19 protein-coding genes are annotated in these 21340 nt (G+C 37.0%); 8 read left to right on the top strand and 11 right to left on the bottom strand.

The window, feature by feature from the left end; all coding sequences use genetic code 11:
• Positions 1-69 precede the first annotated feature (69 nt).
• Positions 70-3882, top strand: a complete 3813-nt coding sequence (locus DBO93_RS19080; RefSeq protein ID WP_108454854.1) for a S8 family serine peptidase — start codon at positions 70-72, stop codon at positions 3880-3882.
• A gap of 659 nt (positions 3883-4541) precedes the next feature.
• Here DBO93_RS19080 and DBO93_RS02105 read toward each other — a convergent pair.
• From DBO93_RS02105 to DBO93_RS02045, 11 genes are all read right to left on the bottom strand, one after another.
• A complete protein-coding gene (locus DBO93_RS02105) occupies positions 4542-5297 on the bottom strand; it encodes a TIGR04219 family outer membrane beta-barrel protein (protein WP_108454853.1) in 756 nt (251 codons plus the stop codon).
• Positions 5298-5303: 6 nt separating this feature from the next.
• On the bottom strand, positions 5304-6296 hold the full coding sequence (locus DBO93_RS02100; protein WP_108454852.1) for a DUF2333 family protein: 993 nt from the start codon (positions 6294-6296) through the stop codon (positions 5304-5306).
• 12 nt (positions 6297-6308) lie between these two features.
• On the bottom strand, positions 6309-6779 hold the full coding sequence (locus DBO93_RS02095) for a copper chaperone PCu(A)C (protein ID WP_108454851.1): 471 nt from the start codon (positions 6777-6779) through the stop codon (positions 6309-6311).
• Between the two features lie 303 nt (positions 6780-7082).
• A complete protein-coding gene (locus DBO93_RS02090; RefSeq protein ID WP_108454850.1) occupies positions 7083-7421 on the bottom strand; it encodes a hypothetical protein in 339 nt (112 codons plus the stop codon).
• A gap of 28 nt (positions 7422-7449) precedes the next feature.
• The gene (locus tag DBO93_RS02085; protein WP_108454849.1) at positions 7450-7662 is read right to left on the bottom strand and encodes a PspC domain-containing protein; all 213 of its coding nucleotides are present in this window, start codon (positions 7660-7662) and stop codon (positions 7450-7452) included.
• 105 nt (positions 7663-7767) lie between these two features.
• A complete protein-coding gene (gene pspA, locus DBO93_RS02080) occupies positions 7768-8430 on the bottom strand; it encodes a phage shock protein PspA (RefSeq protein WP_108454848.1) in 663 nt (220 codons plus the stop codon).
• Between the two features lie 14 nt (positions 8431-8444).
• Entirely contained in the window at positions 8445-8738 is a 294-nt protein-coding gene (locus tag DBO93_RS02075) for a hypothetical protein (RefSeq protein ID WP_108454847.1), read from the bottom strand.
• Between the two features lie 454 nt (positions 8739-9192).
• Positions 9193-10056: a sulfurtransferase gene (locus DBO93_RS02070; RefSeq protein ID WP_108454846.1), complete on the bottom strand. Its 864-nt coding sequence runs from the start codon at positions 10054-10056 to the stop codon at positions 9193-9195.
• Between the two features lie 692 nt (positions 10057-10748).
• Entirely contained in the window at positions 10749-11735 is a 987-nt protein-coding gene (gene dusA, locus DBO93_RS02060; protein ID WP_108454844.1) for a tRNA dihydrouridine(20/20a) synthase DusA, read from the bottom strand.
• 217 nt (positions 11736-11952) lie between these two features.
• Entirely contained in the window at positions 11953-12930 is a 978-nt protein-coding gene (locus tag DBO93_RS02055; RefSeq protein ID WP_108454843.1) for a DUF4382 domain-containing protein, read from the bottom strand.
• A gap of 436 nt (positions 12931-13366) precedes the next feature.
• A complete protein-coding gene (locus DBO93_RS02045) occupies positions 13367-13915 on the bottom strand; it encodes a hypothetical protein (protein WP_108454841.1) in 549 nt (182 codons plus the stop codon).
• A gap of 612 nt (positions 13916-14527) precedes the next feature.
• Between DBO93_RS02045 and DBO93_RS02040 the strand changes: the two genes are divergently transcribed.
• The 7 genes from DBO93_RS02040 (at position 14528) to DBO93_RS02010 (ending at position 21313) form a co-directional block, all read left to right on the top strand.
• A complete protein-coding gene (locus tag DBO93_RS02040) occupies positions 14528-16891 on the top strand; it encodes a M1 family metallopeptidase (RefSeq protein ID WP_108454840.1) in 2364 nt (787 codons plus the stop codon).
• Positions 16892-16893: 2 nt separating this feature from the next.
• Positions 16894-17388, top strand: a complete 495-nt coding sequence (locus tag DBO93_RS02035; RefSeq protein ID WP_108454839.1) for a DUF6702 family protein — start codon at positions 16894-16896, stop codon at positions 17386-17388.
• Positions 17389-17472: 84 nt separating this feature from the next.
• Positions 17473-17937 carry a chemotaxis protein CheX gene (locus tag DBO93_RS02030; RefSeq protein WP_108454838.1) on the top strand — a complete coding sequence of 155 codons (465 nt, stop codon included), beginning with the start codon at positions 17473-17475 and terminating at the stop codon, positions 17935-17937.
• A 381-nt stretch (positions 17938-18318) separates the two neighbouring features.
• Positions 18319-18738 (top strand): secondary thiamine-phosphate synthase enzyme YjbQ, encoded by a 420-nt coding sequence (locus DBO93_RS02025; RefSeq protein WP_108454837.1) that lies wholly within the window; start codon positions 18319-18321, stop codon positions 18736-18738.
• Between the two features lie 136 nt (positions 18739-18874).
• Positions 18875-19528: a TetR/AcrR family transcriptional regulator gene (locus DBO93_RS02020; RefSeq protein ID WP_239059076.1), complete on the top strand. Its 654-nt coding sequence runs from the start codon at positions 18875-18877 to the stop codon at positions 19526-19528.
• Between the two features lie 384 nt (positions 19529-19912).
• The gene (locus DBO93_RS02015) at positions 19913-20470 is read left to right on the top strand and encodes a carboxymuconolactone decarboxylase family protein (protein WP_108454836.1); all 558 of its coding nucleotides are present in this window, start codon (positions 19913-19915) and stop codon (positions 20468-20470) included.
• 195 nt (positions 20471-20665) lie between these two features.
• Entirely contained in the window at positions 20666-21313 is a 648-nt protein-coding gene (locus tag DBO93_RS02010) for a DsbA family oxidoreductase (protein WP_108454835.1), read from the top strand.
• Positions 21314-21340 lie beyond the last annotated feature (27 nt).

Raw genomic sequence — 21340 nt, 5'->3', positions numbered from 1 at the left:
ATAATATTTAAAGTTATAAATTAGCAAAAAATAATAAAGTGCGCCCCCATAGCGCAAAGGAGATTACTCGTGAGAAATAAAGTCGCATTGGCTGTATCAACAGCCCTAATGTCAATATCGATGAGTTCAGTCGCTGAACTCAATGTAACAGTTGCCAAACCGGCAGTTACACCAGAACAAATTCAAAATATCGACTCAAAATCAGCTGTCAAAACACACGCAGTAAAACGCAACTCTGTTTTTACACCTGAAGCTGATCTGGATAATAATACTTACCGTTATATGGTTCGTTTAGCAGAAAGTCCTGTTGCATTATATCAAGGTAGCATTGCTGGTCTTAAAGCTACTAGTCCTGAGCAAACCGCTGGTAAAAGTCGTAAACTAGATGTTAAAGCAAATCATGTAAAAGCTTACCGTTCTTTTTTAACAAAACGCCAAGACTCTGTCATTGCCCAAGCCAATAAAGTTATTAGTAACTTAAATGTTAAGCAACGTACAACATTAGCTTATAACGGTTTGGTCATTGAAATGACTCAGGCACAAGCAATGACACTTGCGAAAGTACCTGGCGTTGCTCATATTAAGCGTGAAAAATTACGCTACGTACAAACCGATACAGGACCTGGCTATATTAAAGCCAACACAATATGGGACGGCAGTGCAAATGGCACTAGTGCCATGGGTGAAGGCATGATAGTGGGTATTATTGATACTGGTATTAATACTGACCACCCTTCGTTTGCTGATATTGGTGGTGATGACTATGATCATACCAACCCAGATGGAGCAGGTGTTTATAGTGGTGATTGTGCAACTGCAGAATTCGCTTCTCTTTGTAACGACAAACTTATTGGTGTTCATAGCTATCCCGTAATAACAGATCGTTATGCTGAATTTAATGAAGAAGTTCCTAGCAACGGGGAAGATCATGACGGACATGGTTCACATACGGCTAGTACTACTGCAGGTAATATTTTACTAAACCAAGACGTTACTAACGTTGAAGGAGAAGCAACAGGTGTAGTATTTGAAAAAATGTCTGGTGTCGCTCCACACGCTAATATTATTTCTTATCAAGTTTGTTTACCTGGCGACTCCGGAACAAATTTTAGTGGCTGTTTCCCTTCTCTTACCGTATTAGCAGTTGAACACGCGATTGAAGCAGGTGTTGATGCTATCAACTATTCTATAGGTGGAGGCACAAGTGATCCGTGGAATGACGCTGATTCGTTATCATATTTGGCAGCTCGAAAAGCCGGTATTCATGTCGCCACATCAGCAGGTAACGATGGTCCAGGTCCTGGTACTGTTGGTTCACCAGGCGATGCGCCATGGATTACTACTGTGGCAGCGTATACACACAATCGTAGTTTAGGTATAAAATCTGTTGATTTTACTGGTGGTGATAGTGAATTGGCATCATTTGACGGTCAAGCTATAACTGGTGGCTTGGAAGGTAACGTTGTCTTCGCTGGCGACTTTACTAACAGCAATGATCCAGATGGCGATCCTGCACAATGTTTACAACCTTTCCCTGCTGAGACATTCGCCGCAGATACGATAGTGGTATGTGACCGTGGTGCGATTGCTCGTGTTGATAAAGGTCGTCATGTTCGTGACGGTGGTGCGGCTGGCTTAATTTTAGCAAACCTTCAAGGTGGTGCTAGTTCTGTTGTTGCTGACGCTCATGTTATCCCATCAATTCATGTAAATGCTGATGATGGCGATATGATTCGCTCATGGTTAGAAACTGGCACTGGTCATATGGCGACCATCGGCACAAGTACATTATCATATGCTTCAGAAGCTGAAGATACAGGCGAAACACAAGTTGGCCGTATTGCTGCTGACTTTACTTCTCGTGGTCCTAACGTATCTGTTCCAGATGTTATAGTACCGTCTATTGCAGCTCCTGGCGTTAGTATTTATGCCGCTTTTTCAGACGATCAACCAGTTGGATTTAAGGCTGCACCTGCGCCAAATGACTTTGGTTTCTTATCTGGCACATCAATGGCAAGTCCTCACATGGCAGGGGCATTAACGTTATTAGCAAGTATTCACCCAGATTGGTCACCCGCTGAAGCTCAATCGGCATTAATGATGACCGCAAACCAAGATACTAAAAAAGACGATGCTGTAACTGCCTCTGACTTTTTTGATATGGGTGCCGGCTTTGCCGACCTAGAAGCTGCCGCAGCGGCAGGTCTTGTCATGGATGAAAGCTTTGCTAACTACATGAAAGCCAATCCAGGTGTAGGTGGTGTTCCTTCACAAATGAACTTAGCTAGCATGGCTAATTCAAAATGTGTTGATACTTGTTCTTGGACTCGTACGGTTACAGCAACTAAAGATGGTAGCTGGACTGCTAGCTCAGCAAGTATTACTGAACAATTAGCGATTACTGTAACACCAGCAACCTTTGAATTAGCTGCAGGGGAAACTCAAGAGCTAACAATTACCGCAGATGCAACAGCTGCTGAACTAGCATCTGGTTGGAGTTTTGCAAACGTTGTATTGACCGCAGAAGGCATGCCTACTGCGAAATTACCTGTTGCAGTTAAAGTCAGTGGTAATAACTTACCTGACACATTAACAGTGACAGCTCATCGTTCAACAGGTTCTATGACTTACACTGGTTATAAAGCAAACGCTCTAACGGATATTGAAGTAGGCGTTTTCGATCAACGCTCTCTACTACTTCCGGCGATAGATCTTGCTGTTCCTGATCAAGCACTTGATTTTGCTTTCTTAACATTTGATGAAACAGTGCCAAATGTTGTCTTTAGTATATCTTCATCAACTGCTCCAGACGTTGATTTACGTATATTGGATAGTTCGTTTGCCAATATAGGTAGCAGTGCCGGTGCGGATTCTAATGAGTCAGTGGCATTTGTAAATCTACCAGCAGGCTCATACTACATTGTAGTTGACGGTTACACGGCTTCTGCACCTGGTGCGACCGATGCTGTAAGTTTAGAAGTATCGTCAATTTTAACTGATGCTGCTTCTGCAAGTGAGTATTTATCAGCAGCAGTAATTGAAGGCGAAGATGACTTTAGCGTTACCGTTTCATGGTCTGACGATGTTTCTACCAGTGCAATCCTTGAATTAAGATCAGGTGATGGTTCAGCTTCTCAACAAATACCACTTAACTTTACCCGTGGTGAAGATGATGTAGTAGAGATGGTTTCTTCAGACTTAGTTGATGGCAACCAAGCAATGACACCTGGTATTGCTCAAGCAGTAAGTTTTGACATTGCCCCTAACTTCACCAACGAAGATAAAGTATATACTTTAACGGCTGAAGTTACTGAAGGACAAGAAATAGCAAATGTTAACAACAATGGTGAAGTATCAGGTAACTTGGTTACTTGGACTATCACACGTGAAGTTGGTGCATCAGCTGAAGTACTTCCTGTTGGCTTTGACTTAATTCCTCGCCAAGCAAGCACTGGTAATGAACTAACACTGACTAATACGTTAGGTGACAGCACAGTTACTTCAACATATAGCTTTGGTGTTGTTGAAGTAGCACCGGTAGCTGTAATCTCAGGTCTTAATACTACAACTGAAGGAAGTTCATTAACTGTTAATGCTACTAACTCTACTGATGCAAATGCTGATGCCCTAACTTATGCATGGGTACAACTTTCTGGTACGCCAGTTAGTTACAATCCTAGCGCTTCATCGTTTAGTTTTAATGCACCTAAAGTTGATAAAGACGAAACAATATCTTTCCAACTAACTGTTGATGATGGTAACGGTAATACAAACACTACTGTAGCTTCAGCTTCAATTGTTAATAAGAAAGAAAGTGGTTCATTTGGTTGGTTAATGTTGTTACTAACACCAATGTTATTTACACGTCGTAAAAAAGTGTAATTTAATAACCTAAGCTTTCTTTTAGAAAGCTGATAAAATCAAAAGCCATCAACATAATGTTGATGGCTTTTTTAATGTCTTGTTGAATTTCCATATTAAACCTCCCTGCTATCTCCGCTCATAATAATCTGCTAGAAAATTTATCTGTATTAATTTTTCGACATAACTTAATTTATGCTTCACAGGAAATTAAAGTTTAAATTGCATAACCAATGGTAATAGCTTTTGCGAATAGTCTTAATTGTGGTTCATAAACAAAGCTCTACGTTTTTTAATACTAAGCTATCTGTATTTGAATAGATCACAACATTTAAACCGAAAGCGACTAAGCACATTAATAATAATTCTTAACAGTAGATTAAATGCACCATTCACATAACAAAAATTATAGAATTATAGAATTATAGAATTATAGAATTATAGAATCATAAGTAAGGTAATCATTGAAGGTCATAAGCCACTGATTTTAAGCTTATCTGGTTAAATCGATACATTTCTGTAGCTCAACCTAAAGTAAGCTATTTATTGCTTAACCTGCTCCTTTGAGCGACAAAATACTGGCTCAAATGAATAGTATTTAATGTTAAACAACAAATTTTAGACAAAAAAAAGCAGAACTGATTATTCAGCTCTGCTTTAGGTTGTATTACATTAACGCTTTAAAAGTGAATAGTAGTACCGAGAAATACCCCATCAAATTCAATGTTAGTGTATAGATCGTTTAAGTCTTCTAGCTCTAACTTAACTGCACGGTAGCCAGCATTAATATTTACACCTACGGCAAGGTTGTCAATAAGCTCATAGCTTACGCCAACTTCATAGTCGTAAAGTGTATGGTCATCAATTGATAGAAAATTACCTTGTGCGTAAAGGTTTAAGCCTGTTAAAGGCAAGCCAACATTAGTTCTAGCGTACAACATTGGTACAATTTCAGTGACTGATACACGACCTGACGTAGAGCCTTGACTTGCTTGTGCTGATACCGTTACATCGCCGTCAAAATCACGCCCGGTTAAACCAAAATCAAATGAAATTAGATCATTGTCAAATAACTCATAATAGAGTGTGTAATCGACATAACTAATATTGAAGTCAGCATTAACATTAGTATTTTCACTAAACTTTTGACCGTCAAATTCGAATTCAGTGTTTAGTGTTGTACTGCCTTCAGTTTCTAAAGTGGTAGAAGCTATACGTATATTTGGAATTAATGGTACAGGGTGCTCAAACGCGATAAAAAAACTGTTTTGTGTTTGATCAGCTAAATTAAAATCAACTTGAGAGCTACCATCGCCAAAGGTTCCTGAAGCTTGGTTATCCCAAATTTGTCCACCCAAGTAAATACCTAAAGCATCCGCTTGAACATTAGTTGATAAAATCGATGCGAGAGTTACTGCTAGCGCTATTTTTTTCATGTTTTATTACCCTTGACTCAATAAGTCATTTAAATCAATCAGTGCCGCATTCGCACGTGATATATAATTAGCCATTACCAAAGAATGATTTGCAAGTATGCCAAAACCATCGCCATTTAAAACCATTGGACTCCACATTGACTCTTGGCTTGCTTCAAGCTCGCGAATAATTTGTTGAACACTAACTTTGGCATTTTTCTGCTCGAGTACATCTTTAAAGTCAATTTCTATGGCTTTTAAAAAATGTAACAAGGCCCAACAAGCGCCTCGTGCTTCGTAAAACTCATTATCAATATCCCACCAACTTGTTTTCAACTGCATACTGGCTGAGCCTAATGTTGATTGTTTCGCGACTCTATCGCCAGCGAGGTCAACATTAATTTGTTCTCGACCAACACTTGCACTTAAACGTTGAGAATAACTTCCTAAACGCTTTGTTGCTTCTTGTATCCAGCCGCGCAAGTTATCAGAACGCGCGTAAAACTGAGCCGATTGATTGTTAACTTGAGATAAGGCTTTTCTGTATGCGTATAGCTCATTAATTGCTTTTTGGTATTCACCTTCAGCACTTGGAATAGCCCAACTTGTATGATCAATATTGAATTGTGGTTGTGCTACTTTTAAATTTTTATTTTCTGCTGATTGAGACTGTGAACGGCTAAACTCTTGACGCATTACAAGCGCCATATCTCTTATCATTTCCAGTGCACCAAACTCCCACGCTGGAATATTATCTAAAAATACTGAAGGGGGAAGTGCGTCATTAGCCAAGTAACCACCAGGCTTATTTAACAAGGTTTCAGTGACGCGAATAAGTGTTGTAGTTGTAGTATAGCCTACAACAGGGGTAACACCGTCGGCAGTCGCTGCTTTAGTAACCTCCGCACGAATATCGAATTGTTCAGGCTCAAAGCTCCAATAAACGCCAAGTAGATACAGCAAAAAAAATAATGCTAAAAATCCTGAAATGACAGCTTTTGTCGAGATATTAACTTTCATAACTACTCCTTACTAATGGTGATGGTGTTTTTTCTGCTTAAGACCTTGAACAGTATAATTTACTTCGAGGCTAGATTGATTGTCAAAATGCAGGGTAATAATAACTTTTTCTTTTGCTTTTAGAGGCTCTTTTAAATTAAAAATCATTAAATGAAAACCTGAAGGCTGAAAAACAGTACTATTGTTAGCTAAAATGTCTACATAATCACGTTGGCGCATACGCATTAAGCCATCAACCATAGTATGCTGATGAATTTCAATACGCTCGCTCACTTCGCTTGATGCAGAAACAAGACGAGTATCTGTTGATGATAAGTTTTTTATTGTCATATAAGCTGAAGAAATAGACGTGCCGGAAATACTCTCCCTCACATACCCATCTTCAACTGATATCTCATTAACCTCATTAGCGAACACTTCGTTGGATAACGAAATATTCAATAAAATTAACCATGATATTACTGGTAAAAATATATTCCTCATAAGCTGCTATACATCCTTTTTATCCATATTATGATTCTTAATCACTATTGTAACTAAGCTTGAGCTAAATGGATAACTTAATTATAAGTTCAAATATGAAGAGGGTTCACACGCAAGCATTGATAGAAGAAATCATGACAATTAAAGCTGAACTATTTAAACGCTTAGTCAGTACCAAAAACAGTAAATCGATACTCTCTAACTTTTTAAAATCCGTCGTTAATAAGTGCTCTTTATAAACTTAGGTTGTGTTAGCGAGTATTTCGATTTTGTTTTGTGTTTTACTTGGTCGTGGTACTAAAACTAACAATGTACCGGGCGTTTATCTCGTGCAAGTAACCAAATAACGCCGGCAATTAAAAATACAGGCCAAAAGACCCCAACCAATAACATGGCACCGCCGCCTAGCACTAACATAGCAACAAATATTATTGAGCCGAATACACTCATCGCGATAGCAAAAGCCACCAAAACAAGTAATACAACCACCAAGGCAGAAACACTAATCGCCTTTAAAGGTTCAATGACTTGCTCCCCCATATAAATATCAACATCAAGTAGCTCTATAAAACTGACGCCTAAAACGTACGTTAAAAATATTGTGGCGAAAATGGCTAAACATAATGATTTAAAAAACGACATACCTTACTCCCCTGCATGTTAAAAAATTTTAAACCTTGTTAGGTATTAATAATGTTGCCACTATATATGCTACGCCTGTGGCAGCTGGAAACATTAATAACGCAACGATAGCACCTACCCTTACCGCTAAACGAGGTAGGTTATAATGCCTCGCTAACCCACCGCAAACACCTGATAACTTTTTATGCGTTAGATCTTTTGTTAAGGTTTTGTGAACTGAATATTCTCGGTCGTAACTCATGATTTACTCCTTTTAAATTTGTGAAATTTATACAGCACATAAACATCAGTAGTGCTCAGTATAAAATTAAGCGAGGGTGTTATACCTATAACACCCTAAGCAAACTTAACCGTTAGCAACTTTCTGCTTTAATTGTTCAAGCTCTTGCTCTATGTTTTCATCATTTTCTAGCTCACGAAATTGACTATTTAAATCATTTGACGAAGTCATATCGTAAGCTTCAACCTCGGCTTCAACACGGTCAATTTTTTGCTGGTAACGTTCAAATTTATTAATCGCTTCATCAATATTATGAATAACCGCTTTTTCACGCACTTTTAAGCGTACTTCTGCAGATTGCTGGCGAATAGCAAATGCTTCTTGCTTGCGCTTTGCCTCCGTCAACTTATCTTGCAAACGTTGGCTATCTTGTTGCACTGCAGATAAGTACTCATCAATTTGCACTAACTCTTCATTAAATTCGGCTAGTTTTTGTGTACAACTTTGCTTTTCAATCAACGCTGACTTAGCTAAGTCTTCACGCCCCTTACTTAACGCCAATTCTGCTTTTGTTTTCCAGCTATTAGCACGACACTCCATTTCGTGAATACTGCGCATGACCGTTTTCTTTTCTGCAATATACTTGGCCGCTGCTGAGCGCACCTCAACCAAAGTTTCTTCCATTTCATTAATGATCAACTTGATCATTTTTTCTGGCTCTTCTGCTTTATCTAACATTGCATTAATGTTGGCGTTAATAATGTCTGTAAACCTTGAAAACATACCCATAATTTTTTCTCCTATTAATACTTTGAAGTTTTTTGTTTTAGTAAATTAGATTCTTTTTGCTTTATAACCGCTGCTAACTCCTGAGTTTCCATCATGCTATATCGCATTGAAAAACGGTTTAGTTCAGCTTTGATTGAATGTGCTAGCCCTGCAGATAAATCATTCAGCACCTTTTGTCCTTGTGCCTGTACTGTTGCTGCCAAACTTTGCTCTAAAGAAGCCTCTTGTGCTGAAGCCGTGGTAGTAAGTAGCAACGTACAAGATAATAAAACGGTGCTTAATACTTGTTTAGTTTGTAATAGTTTCATTATTAATATCCTTATGTGAGTAACATGAAGTGTTATTAATTAACGCATCATGTTGGTAACTGATATTACTATTACAAGTGCTGTGCCAAGTAGATGAAAAACAGTAAGACGCTGTTATTTATGATTTTATTTTGATCCTACATTTACCAATCAAAATAAGACATATTATGTCGAACTAATATTTAGTCAATATAGCCACTAAGGTTAGTAAAATTGACCATTGAATTAACTAAAATATTTAAGAGGAGAAAGAAGTGTTTTTTGCTATGGCAAGAGCTAAGTAGATTATTGATTATTTGATGACAAGTTCATCAAACCTTATATTTCATTTATTTATTAATAAGTGAATAAAAGTTAAGCACTGTAAGTACATTATTACAGTGCTTATTAGTCAGAGTTTTTCGAAAAGCGTTTATATGTAGATTGGTTAGTAAAAGTTATGTCTTATTTTTTATCAAGTAGAGGTTACAACTTCGGTATGAGTTAATGATCCCCATTCACTCCATGAACCGTCGTAAACCCTAACGTCTTTAATGTTGACAATATCTGCCGCCAAAGCCAACACACAAGCCGTAACGCCAGAACCACAAGTCATTATCATGGCTTTTTTATCAGTATTAATATCAGTAAATATTTCTGCTAATTCATCAGGTGATTTTAACCGGCCATGCGTTAATAAGTCATTGTAAGGTAAGTTTTTTGCGTTCGGCATATGGCCACTTCGAACTCCTGATCGAGGCTCTGCATCTGCTCCTGTAAATCTACGGTTTGCACGTGCGTCGAGTATCAGGTTAACTTGAGAGCGAGTTTGCGCTTCAACGTCTTGCCAGTTACAAAAAAAATCAACCTGCGCTTTAGCCACAAAGTTTCCAGCCACTACCTTGGGAGTATCATCAATAAAATTGGAACGTTCATCAATGGGCTTTTTAAGTTTAAGCCAATATGGCAAACCACCATCCAAAACAGCGATATTTTTATGTCCCATTGCCCTAAACATATACCAAGCGCGCGCGGCTGAAAATAAGCCCAAATCATCGTAAACCACAATTTGGCTTTGCTGATTAATACCTAATGCTTTCGCAGCTTGTTCAAAATGTTCTGAGGTTGGCATGGTATGTGGAAGTGTACTAATAGGATCAGAGAAGTCTTTATTTAAGTCGAAGCGACGAGCACTTGGAATACGGTATTCTGGCCAACTATTTTCTGGTGCTTCCATGTTACCCACTGGAGGAATACTAGCATCGAGGATCACTAGGTTTTCACTACCAAGTATAGCGTGTAAATCTACGCAGGAAATCAATTGCTGAAAATACGTCATAAGCTAGACCTAATAATTTTACCTTGAAACGATAAAGCAAAATTAGCTGAGATCTCACACAAAGTACAGTATTTATGGTGAAGGAGTTTGAGCGGTAGTAAATATATAAAGTGTAAATAGCAAAAATACTTAAAAAAAGCTTATCGACTTGCCATTATTATAAAAATAGCGATAAAAAATAGCGATAAAAACGATATTTTAAAATTAAGGCTATGCCTTAAACAGTGAAGCTTATTTACCTTGCTCTAATCTAGCAACAATAAATGAGGTCGCCAGCAAACAAACACCGGGTAACATAAACAATGTAAATAACATGGTTAAACTTGGCATTGTATCAATCCTTTTAGGCTGTATTTAACACTCTATTTTTAAAGTGCTACTTATATAAGTTGCTTAAACACTTACAAAGGTTGTGCCAAGGATCGAAAAAAACACTAAACCACTGTTTTAATGGTAAATTTATTTTTATGAAGATAATAAAATGCAGTGTTACTTTATTGATAAAACTGCGATGTGGTTAAATTTACTAATTTATAGCGAAATTTATGAAAAAGAATTAAGCCATAATAAAAAGCAATTACATGGAGTATTTAAGTCCCAATATCGAGAAACTGTTTTCAATATTAGGACTTTAATAAATTTGAAAGTGCTGAATTTACTCAGCGAAGTAATTTAAAACAATAAGATAAAAATCAGATCACGTCTAAATCAGGGTTAAGTTGTAACACTTTAGCAAAAGCTTGTTGTAGTACTTCACCACCTACATTTTCACCATTAGCATTTTCACTTAAATAACGGCGAAATTGCTTCGCACCTGCTAAACCATTACATAACCCAAGCATATGCCTAGCTACATGCCAAGCTCGGCCACCATTGGCTACGTGATGGTCAACATATTCAATCATTTCATTAAGCACAACTTGTCGTGACTTAACTTCAGAATTTGCCTGCCAAATTTCATTGTCAGCTTCAGTTAACATATAAGGGTTTTGATAAACTTCTCTACCAATCATCACACCATCAATGTGTTGCATATGCTCATTAGCTTGTGCAAAAGTTGTTATACCGCCATTGATTGAAATATCAATATTGGGAAAGTCTTGTTTAATTTGATATACGCGCTGATAGTCTAACGGTGGAATATCTCGGTTTTGTTTGGGACTTAAACCACTTAACCAGGCTTTACGCGCGTGAATAATAAAATGCTGACAACCCGCGGCACTCACCGTCGTTAAAAACTGATGTAAAAATTCATAACTGTCGAGATCGTCAATACCAATACGTGATTTTACTGTTGTTGGAATTTTGGTGACGTTTTGCATACTCGCGACACAGTCTGCCACCAGTTGAGGCTCTGCCATTAAACAGGCACCAAACTTACCATTTTGTACACGGTCTGATGGACAACCAACATTAATATTGATTTCATCATATCCTTGCTGTTCAGCAATTTTTGCACACTCCGTCATAGCGTTTACATCACTACCACCAAGCTGTAATACCAAAGGATGCTCTTCGTCGTTATATGCTAAGTAATTGCCTTTACCATGCAGTATTGCGCCCGTAGTTACCATTTCGGTATACAACACCGCTTGTTTCGACATTACGCGATAAAAATAGCGACAGTGACGATCGGTCCAATCGAGCATGGGTGCGATGGAGAATTTGTGAGAAATCATATATTTAAAAATAAAGCCTATAAATTAGAAGCAAGTTCAAACTTAACATGTGTAGTTTGAAATATTGGTGAATTATACTGACTACAGGTGTTTTAAACAAAAGAAAAAATGATGATTAGATTGAAAGTTCTAAAAAGCAATCAACTAAATTACTTCTTTAACCAATGACAATGCTCTTGCAATAAAGCAAGAGCACTAAATTAAAAAGATACTCTTTTTAAAAGTTGACTTGAACAGGAGTATTATCTGCAATTACAGTAACATTTTGTGAAGTGATGAAGTTTACTTCTTCGTTAACCTCTGGATCATCCTCAGTATCACAACTAACAGCAACGGTGTAATCACCTATAGTAATAAAACCTATTTCAAAGTTATAGCTTGTTTGTTCGCTATTGAAAGTCACTGCTGTACTTGCATAAGGTAAATTTCCAGTTTCATCTCCACCGTTATCTTCTAAGGTATCAATAGCCAAATCCGCACCTTCATATATATAGACACTTGCGACATTTGCAGTTGAATCAGAAAGTGGCGTACATTGATTCTCAATTAATAACGTTTCCGAGACAGTTCCATTAATATGACCCGCTTCATTGTTATTAACTAATCTAACACCGCGTGGCTTAAGAAAATAACCCGCTTGACCAACAGGATTCGTCATTCCTTTATTTAAGTCAAATTCTAACGTTAAGTCTACCGTTCCACCTAACGTTGCTGTGAAACCATCTAATTTGAGTTCATTTGAAGGTACACTTACACTGATTTTATCACTCGTTTGTGCATCAATGCCGTAAGAACCATCACTCATGATTAAACGTAACTGTGTATAATCACCTGCTTCAATGCTGATACCATCGACTAAAGCAATTGAATCACTACCTTTATATTGTAATAAATCAAGACCTACCGTATTAGGAATAACATCACCGCTATTATCTAAACATAGATCATTGACTGCAATCATTCCTTCTTCATTACCTACAATGAAAACGGTATCTGCACCATTACCTTTAAGTTCTATTTGGTTGAAACATACAACGACTTCAGAAAGATCATCTACTGGCGCGTCACTTACCGATAAAGAAAAGCTAGGTAATGGTGTGATATTTTCTACTGGAGCTTTATCGCTTGAGCCGCCACAGGCAGTAATTAATAGAGCAGAGAAAGTGAAGGTGGCAAGGTGTATTTTATTTAACATAATTTTTCCTAATGAATTAAGGTTATAGCAACTGAATCTTTCAGCTTCTTATTCTTTAGTGAAATCAAACAAATATGAATATTACGTTTCATTATTGATAGACTTTTCTAAGAAAAATGACACAGTTATTGCTGCGTCACGATTGCTATTAAGCAATTTATCAATTGAACTTAAGGTTTCTATAGTAAGAGAGCTTAAGCCAACAAGGTTAAGCATAACATTTAATTGAGTACAATATATTGAAGGGTGATGCTCATCTGTCACTCCATAGTCAAGGAGATATATACTTTAAAGGTATAAAGTAATAAAAAACCTTTAAGTGTAAAGCAAATGCAGCTGTAGATTAGTACAACAGGAGTATTCACTAATTATAAAGGCTTTAGGGGCGCTAAATAAAAGAAATAATAGCAAGTTATTCGGCTGTTTAGACTACTGGCTAAGTTACCTTACATTCTGATAGCTTAGACCTTAGCTCCTCATTAGATTTACTTAAAATGGTTATATCAGCCAGCGCAATATCTAACTCAGCTTGAGCAGCCAACATTTTACTTATTGTCGCAGTTTTATCTTTTTGAGCCGTAACTTCTCTAACTTTTACTTTGGCCAATTCAGCTTTAGTTTCATCTAGCAATGCTAATAAACGCACTACATCTTTATTCTCAGTAAAGACTTGATCACTACCTATTTTGGTTTCAATAGGTTCATCAGCTTCAATAAATTCATCAGTTTTGTTAACGAAATACAAAAACGATAATCTTAAAATATAAAACAATAACGTTAAGCATAAAACCACACCATATTGAAATGAGTGTTCCGTTAATGCGCTAGTGAATTTATCACTTAAACTACCATCGGCGACAACTAAGCTCATAAAAAAGTTATTGTGCCAAATAAGGGCGATTAAAAAGTAAACTAGAAAAAAGTTAGGCGCTTGATTTTGAGCTCGATTAAAAACTAGGGTTGATTTAAAAAATTTTGAAAGCATAAAAGTCCTTTTTTATAACTAAATAATCAATTTAGTATAAATATATTGATTGGATACTGAGGGTTTCGACTATTTTAATGCTGTAAAAACAATCAGTAAACCATCTTCGTTAGTTACTTCATTATAAGGTGTAGTTATTGATATTTATATTATTATTTGTCATCGATATTGAGAAAATTAAAGCATTAGATCAAAAGAAGTGGTTTATTTTGGCCCTTACGACGAAGGAATAGCTTGTTCACAAATCTCAGGGGTTGCGAAAAAAAATACTAAACAACTTTATCAAAAGCTATGCTGCAAATTTTATTATTAAAGAAGCCAAAGGTTGTTAATGCAAGGCTTAATAAGTTAATTTTAGATTCACTTATAAATGCTCGTTTACCATAATTTAGTTATCTGTTAATACTCGTCAAAGTACCTTAAAGCTAAACAAGGATTTACTTCTAAAACAGATTTATTCTACGGCGTATTTTAACGCTACAACAACTCAACGTGTTTATTCTACAATTGAACGCATATTACATTTCAGTAACCTGACCTATTCGTTAAAAAAATGTTATAAAGTACCGATAATATTAAAAATTCACTTAGTTTAACTCCTTCAGGAAGCACATGAAATATTCAATCAACACAGCCTTACTTTGTTTATGCATTGCTGTTAGTGGTATTGCGGTAGCAAAAAGCAGCATTAATGACGATAAATTTCGTCAGCTAGAAGAAAACTTACCAACGCCAAATACTTATCGCACAGCGTCTGGTGCACCTGGCCATCAATATTGGCAACAAGAGGTGGATTATAAAATTGATATTACCCTAGATGACGAGAAACAAACGTTATCAGGCAGTGAAACAATTGATTATACAAACAACTCCCCTGATACTTTACGTTATTTGTGGTTACAGTTAGACCAAAATAAATTAGCTGATAATGCAGGTGCAAAAACAACACGCACAGCACCAGAGAAAAAAATCACTTATACCGGTTTACGCAATGTTATTGAAACAGACGAATTCCAGGGCGGTTATGACATTACTAAAGTAGCTGGTTCAAACGGCAAAGCGTTAAGTTATGTTATCAATGGCACTATGATGCGCATTGATTTACCAAAAGCGCTCAAATCAGGTGATAGCGTAGAGCTAAATATTAATTGGAACTACCAATTACATGAACAAAAAGTCTTAGGTGGCCGTTCAGGTTACGAGTATTTCAAAGAAGACGATAATTACCTTTACGAAATAGCGAGTTGGTTTCCTCGTGCTGCAGCTTACTACGATGTAATGGGTTGGCAGAACAAGCAGTTTATTGGTAGCGGCGAATTCACCTTAGAGTTTGGTGACTATGACGTTAGCATTACGGTTCCCGCTGATCACGTTGTAGCTGCAACAGGTGTGTTACAAAACCCAAAAGATGTTTTAACAAAAACTCAACGTAATCGTTTAGCAAAAGCTAAAGATGCCGATAAGCCAGTACTCGTTATTACACCTGAAGAAGCTTTAGAAAACGAAAAATCGCGTTCTACTAAAACTAAGACTTGGGAATTTGAAGCGAAAAACGTACGAGATTTTGCTTTTGCCTCAAGCCGTAAATTTATTTGGGATGCACAAGGTTACAAAGGTGGAAAAACCGACACAATGGCGATGTCTTTCTACCCGAATGAAGGTAACCCGTTATGGGAAAAATACTCTACTGAGTCAATTATCCACACCATGGAGCAATATAATAAATATACCTTTGCTTATCCTTACCCTGTTTCTATCTCGGTAAATGGCCCTGTTGGTGGCATGGAATATCCGATGATCACTTTCAACGGCCCGCGCCCGACATTAGATAAAGAAACGGGTGAAAAAACCTATTCTCGCAGAACTAAATACGGGCTTATTGGCGTAATTATTCATGAAGTGGGACACAACTATTTCCCAATGATTGTGAACTCGGACGAACGTCAGTGGACTTGGATGGATGAAGGTTTAAATACTTTTCTACAATTTGTTGCTGAACAAGCATGGGAAGAAGGTTACCCATCTCGCCGCGGTGATGCTGCAAATATTACCAGCTACATGAAAAGTGATAACCAAGTTCCTATCATGACGAATTCTGAATCAATTTTGCAATTTGGTAACAATGCATACGGTAAGCCAGCAACAGCATTAAACATTTTACGTGAAACTGTTATGGGCAGAGAGTTGTTTGATTTTGCCTTTAAAGAATACGCGCAACGCTGGAAGTTTAAACGCCCTACTCCTGCAGATTTTTTCCGTACGATGGAAGATGCCTCGGGTGTTGATTTAGATTGGTTCTGGCGTGGTTGGTTCTACACTACAGATCATGTTGATATTGCCTTAGGTAATATTCACTTATATCGTCCAAATAGCCAAAACCCTGATACGGAAGAAGCTTGGGAACGTGCATTAGATAACGAAAAGCCTGACTTTATTAGTAAAGTTCAAAATAAAGGCAAGTGGGTTAGAACTGACGATAAACCTGAGTTGTTAGACTTTTACAATGAGCATGATAAGTTTACAGCTACAAACGCAGCGCGTAATAAATATAACAAAAGCCATGCAAAATTAGAGCAATGGCAAAAAGACCTACTTATTGACGAAAGAAACTTCTACATTGTTGATTTTGAAAATAAAGGCGGACTTGTGATGCCCGTTATTCTAGAGCTCACTTATGCTGACAATACCACTGAGCGAGTAACTTTACCTGCTGAAATTTGGCGTCGTAATAGTAAGTTAGTCTCTAAATTATTTGTGCGTGAAAAAGAATTAACTGGTATCGCTATTGATCCTAACTGGGAAACCGCTGATGTAGATGTTAGTAATAATTACTGGCCTGCACGCCCAATTAAATCTCGCTTTGATTTATACAAACGCAAGAAAGATGACATGATGCGCGATTACAATGTTGAATTGAAAAGTGCAGATGATAAAGAAAGCAAAAGTACAGAAGAAGATAATGAGGCTGAACAGTAAACATGTTGTTAAGTCTAGCTAAACGCTTTTTGGTTTTGCTATTGTGTGGGTTAGCCGCTAATGCGGTTGCCCACCGTTACTTTTTTAGTATTTCCGATTTATCGTTAAATGAACGTACTCAATCAATTGAAGTTATTCACCAAATAACGGCTCATGATATCGACAACGCTATAGCTGAAACGAATCAAATACACTTCTCAGTTGCTCATCCTGATTATGAGAAGTTTATTCGCCAATACGTAGAAGCGCATTTTCAATTGCATTATCAAGACCAAGCCATAACATTAAATTGGATTGGCCTTGAGGTGAGTAAAGGTAATATATTTATTTATCAAGAAGCTGAGTTTTCTCATGCTTTAACAGGCCTTAAAATAACTAATCGTTTATTGACTGAGCATTACCCAAAACAGGTGAATACAGTTAATTTCAAGGATAAGCAGATAAAAGGTAGCCTAACTTTCAAAAGATCAGTTATTATTAATGAAATAAAACCTTAAAATTAATACAACCAGATTTTTATTTTGCTCTAGAATGCGCAAAATAACCTTACCCTTTTAAATTGAGTCTTTGGAAAAAAATTCATGAATGCAGAGTTTATTAACCCCTTCCTTTCTTCGATGCTGAACGTGATGACAACCATGGCACAAATGGAACTCATTCCTGAGAAACCTCGCTTGAAAAAAAATGAAATAGCTAAAGGCGATGTTTCAGGATTAATTGGTATGGTAAGTCAACAAACAAAAGGTTCTTTATCTATTACCTTTGAAGGTAAGTTAGCACTTGCTACCATGAAAAAAATGGTCGGTGAAGGGCCAGATGAAATAAATGAAGAAATTACTGATCTCGTTGGTGAAATCACCAATATGGTTACCGGTGGTGCCAAGCGTATGCTGAGTGAAAAAGGTATAGAATTTGATATGGCAACGCCTATGGTAGTTTCAGGGCCTGGTCACTCTATTCATCACATGGCTGACGGTCCAATCGTTATCATTCCGCTCACTTCAGAATTTGGTAATGCCTATATCGAATTTAGTTTTGATAAATAGTTATATTTAATCCCGAAAACCAGCCTCGTTAATACGGGGCTTTTTTATGTTCAGGATGAACGGTATGTCATGATCACATGGATGTGAAAGAATGACGATGTTCAGGATGAACGGTATGTCATGATCACATGGATGTGAAAGAATGACGATGTTCAGGATGAACGGTATGTCATGGTCACATGGATGTAAAAGAATGACGATGTTCAGGATGAACGGTATGTCATGATCACATGGATGTGAAAGAATGACGATGTTCAGGATGAACGGTATGTCATGATCACATGGATGGAAAAGAATGACGATGTTCAGGATGAACGGTATGTCATGATCACATGGATGGAAAAGAATATTTGCGTCTACAACAAAAGAGTAAAATAACCTATGTGGCAACAAGTCGAGTTAACATTAAAACCTTTCCCTCGTGGTTTCCATTTGATCACTGAAGACGTTGAACTGGTACTAGCTAAATTTCCACCTGTTCATTTTGGCTTATTACACCTTTTCATTAAACACTCATCAGCATCGCTTACCATTAATGAGAATGCCGATCCGACTGTACGTGATGATATGGAGCGACACTTTAATCAATTTGTCCCTGAAAATGCTCCCTACTATCGTCATACCTATGAAGGTTCAGATGATATGCCAGCCCATATTAAGGCAAGTACGTTAGGTAGTAATATTACTATTCCCTTAAAAAACGGCAGAATGAACCTAGGTATTTGGCAGGGAATTTACCTTGGTGAGCATAGAGATTATGGTGGTTCGAGAACGTTAGTCATTACTGTAAATGGTGAATAAATGTTGTGATATAACGAATGCCTTTGTTTACATCACACATTTTTAAACTGCGGTCTATTTTCTCATTCACTAATATTTTTTGAACGATTGAACTTATCTATACCATTAGGTACAATATAAGTGATGAATATAATTAATGGTGATAATTGTGGTAAGTGGACGTAAACGAAAGTTTGATGAGCAAACAGCATTGCAAGCTGCAATGGAGGTTTTCTGGGCTAAAGGTTTTGTCGGTGCGTCTTTGGCCGATTTAACGAAAAGCATGAATATCAACAAACCTAGTATGTACAGCACGTTTGGCAATAAAGAAGCTTTATTTATAAAAGCGACTCAACATTATATTGATCATAATATGAAGGTACACCTAGATGCTTTGTTTACGCCCGACACGCCATTAAAAATCCGTTTAAAAAACTATATGATGTCGATAGTCGGTATGCAATGTAGTACTGAACAGCCTAAAGGTTGTTATCTTGTATTGTGCCAATCAGAAATTGCTGGTGGCGATATTCCCGATGAAGCCAAAAAGTTACTTATTGATATTGAAACTGCGCCAAACGCTTTATTTACCGATTTATTTACTACAGATAAAGAATCGATATCACTAGGCTTAAATGTAAATGCCGAAGGTAACGCATTAAGTTTATACACCGCATTAAAAGGCTGTGCTGCTATGGCTCGCTCTAAAGTAGCATCTACCGATCTTTCGTTCGTTATTGATACTATTTTAGCTGGTGTGTTTATTAGTAATACTGATATCGAAGCAACAGCAAATAAATTGCAATCCTGACTTATAAGCTTTTGTTAATAAAGTTATTTTTATCTTTCATTACCTTAAGCTTGGCTTTTTTTAACAATAATTATTTAGACTTAATAGATATCAACTCGTTTTATCCGCCCTTCGAAAAATCATATAGCGCTTCATAAAGACAGGCTAACTTTTAAGCCTGTCATTACACAACTAAAATAATCGTATCAGCGCATTGTAAAATATTTACACAAATATTTTTCAAAATAACTGTTGACTTAAATATACCGATCGGTACAATAACAATTAATTACCGACCGGTATGAAAAATAATGTACTGGTTATTTTCTTTAAACTATAGATATATTATCTTCAAAAATATCTCAATAGATACTTTTGAAAGACATATTATTAAGGTACTTTGACATGACTACATTAACTACACACACAATCGAATCAGCACCAGAAGCAAGTAAAGCACTTTTAGAAAAGTCTGTTGGCGCATATGGCATGTTACCGAACTTACATGGCGTATTAGCTAGCGCACCTAATACATTAGATGCATATCAAATATTGCATGAGCTTTTCCTTAACACTTCATTTGACGCAGAAGAGCTTACCGTAGTATGGCAAGGCATTAATGTTGAACATGGCTGTAACTACTGTGTTCCTGCTCATACAGCGATTGCACACTCAATGAGTGTAGATGCGGATTTGATTCAAGCATTACGTGATGAAAAACCTATGCCAACCGCAAAACTACAAGCTTTACTTGATACAACATTAATTATTGTCCGTAACCGTGGTCACATTTCTGCTGATGAATTAGCAAACTTTTACGCAGCAGGTTATGGCGAGCAACAAGTATTGGAAATTCTTTTAGGCTTATCTCAAAAAGTGATCAGCAACTACACAAACCACATTGCTAATACCGTTGTTGATAAACCATTTAGTAAATTTGCTTGGGAAAAAGTAGCTAAGTAATTTAAGCATAGTTTGAACGACCAAAGCTTGATTTCATGCTTTGGTCATTTTTATATCTCCATTTAAATGTTAAATACTTACGACATACATTCAAGTAATGCTATTAGAACAATGGTCGCTAGAAAAGCCATCATGATAACGTCAGGTTCTAATATCCGTTTTTAACATCAAACATAACTATTGAAGAGAAATACTATGAGCAATAAAATCAAAATAGATATCGTTTCAGATGTCGTATGTCCGTGGTGTGTTATCGGTTACGGCAATTTAACTAAAGCAATTTCAGAATTAGGGCTAGAAGGTAAGGTAGAAATTGAATGGCAACCCTTTGAGCTAAATCCCGATATGCCGTCAGAAGGCGAAGAATTAGGTGCACATTCTGCACGTAAATATGGCTCTACCCCAGAAAGTAGCGCTAAATTTAGAACCGAAATGACAGCGCATGGTAAAACCGTTGATTTTGATTTTCACTACTTCGAAGGTATGAAAATCATTAATACGCGCGATGCTCATATATTACTTGAATATGCAAAAAAGCAAGGTAAGCAAACCGAATTAAAAATGCGCTTATTTTCTGCTTTTTTTACTGAGAAAAAAGACATTTCAATACGAGATGTTCTAGCCAATGAAATAGCGACTGTAGGGCTAAATGTGGAAGAAGCAATGGCGCATTTACAAAGCAGTAAAGCAATAGAAGCTGTTATTGAGCAAGAGTCTTATTGGCAAAAACTCGGTGTTTCTTCAGTTCCAACCGTGGTTTTTAACCGAAAGAGTGCCCTTGCAGGTGCCCAACCAGTTGAAGCTTTTAAACAAATTTTAGCCGAACACTTAGAAAATTCATGATGATTCATTTATGTTATGAGCTGTAAA

It is taken from the genome of Colwellia sp. Arc7-D (assembly GCF_003061515.1).
Classification (GTDB): domain Bacteria; phylum Pseudomonadota; class Gammaproteobacteria; order Enterobacterales; family Alteromonadaceae; genus Cognaticolwellia.
The sequence above is the reverse complement of the archived record's forward strand: the minus strand, read 5'-3'. Positions and strand labels throughout refer to the sequence as shown.

What these genes read in the sequence shown, in the direction of transcription:
- DBO93_RS02070 (WP_108454846.1), bottom strand. Translation starts at nt 10,056, where the DNA reads ATGACGTATTTTCAGCAATTGATTTCCTGCGTAGATTTACACGCTATA.
- DBO93_RS02075 (WP_108454847.1), bottom strand. Translation starts at nt 8,738, where the DNA reads ATGAAACTATTACAAACTAAACAAGTATTAAGCACCGTTTTATTATCT.
- dusA (WP_108454844.1), bottom strand. Translation starts at nt 11,735, where the DNA reads ATGATTTCTCACAAATTCTCCATCGCACCCATGCTCGATTGGACCGAT.
- DBO93_RS02090 (WP_108454850.1), bottom strand. Translation starts at nt 7,421, where the DNA reads ATGTCGTTTTTTAAATCATTATGTTTAGCCATTTTCGCCACAATATTT.
- DBO93_RS02095 (WP_108454851.1), bottom strand. Translation starts at nt 6,779, where the DNA reads ATGAGGAATATATTTTTACCAGTAATATCATGGTTAATTTTATTGAAT.
- DBO93_RS02015 (WP_108454836.1), top strand. Translation starts at nt 19,913, where the DNA reads ATGACTACATTAACTACACACACAATCGAATCAGCACCAGAAGCAAGT.
- DBO93_RS02055 (WP_108454843.1), bottom strand. Translation starts at nt 12,930, where the DNA reads ATGTTAAATAAAATACACCTTGCCACCTTCACTTTCTCTGCTCTATTA.
- DBO93_RS02025 (WP_108454837.1), top strand. Translation starts at nt 18,319, where the DNA reads ATGTGGCAACAAGTCGAGTTAACATTAAAACCTTTCCCTCGTGGTTTC.
- DBO93_RS02085 (WP_108454849.1), bottom strand. Translation starts at nt 7,662, where the DNA reads ATGAGTTACGACCGAGAATATTCAGTTCACAAAACCTTAACAAAAGAT.
- DBO93_RS02040 (WP_108454840.1), top strand. Translation starts at nt 14,528, where the DNA reads ATGAAATATTCAATCAACACAGCCTTACTTTGTTTATGCATTGCTGTT.
- DBO93_RS02100 (WP_108454852.1), bottom strand. Translation starts at nt 6,296, where the DNA reads ATGAAAGTTAATATCTCGACAAAAGCTGTCATTTCAGGATTTTTAGCA.
- DBO93_RS02020 (WP_239059076.1), top strand. Translation starts at nt 18,875, where the DNA reads ATGGTGATAATTGTGGTAAGTGGACGTAAACGAAAGTTTGATGAGCAA.
- pspA (WP_108454848.1), bottom strand. Translation starts at nt 8,430, where the DNA reads ATGGGTATGTTTTCAAGGTTTACAGACATTATTAACGCCAACATTAAT.
- DBO93_RS02010 (WP_108454835.1), top strand. Translation starts at nt 20,666, where the DNA reads ATGAGCAATAAAATCAAAATAGATATCGTTTCAGATGTCGTATGTCCG.
- DBO93_RS02045 (WP_108454841.1), bottom strand. Translation starts at nt 13,915, where the DNA reads ATGCTTTCAAAATTTTTTAAATCAACCCTAGTTTTTAATCGAGCTCAA.
- DBO93_RS02030 (WP_108454838.1), top strand. Translation starts at nt 17,473, where the DNA reads ATGAATGCAGAGTTTATTAACCCCTTCCTTTCTTCGATGCTGAACGTG.
- DBO93_RS02035 (WP_108454839.1), top strand. Translation starts at nt 16,894, where the DNA reads ATGTTGTTAAGTCTAGCTAAACGCTTTTTGGTTTTGCTATTGTGTGGG.
- DBO93_RS02105 (WP_108454853.1), bottom strand. Translation starts at nt 5,297, where the DNA reads ATGAAAAAAATAGCGCTAGCAGTAACTCTCGCATCGATTTTATCAACT.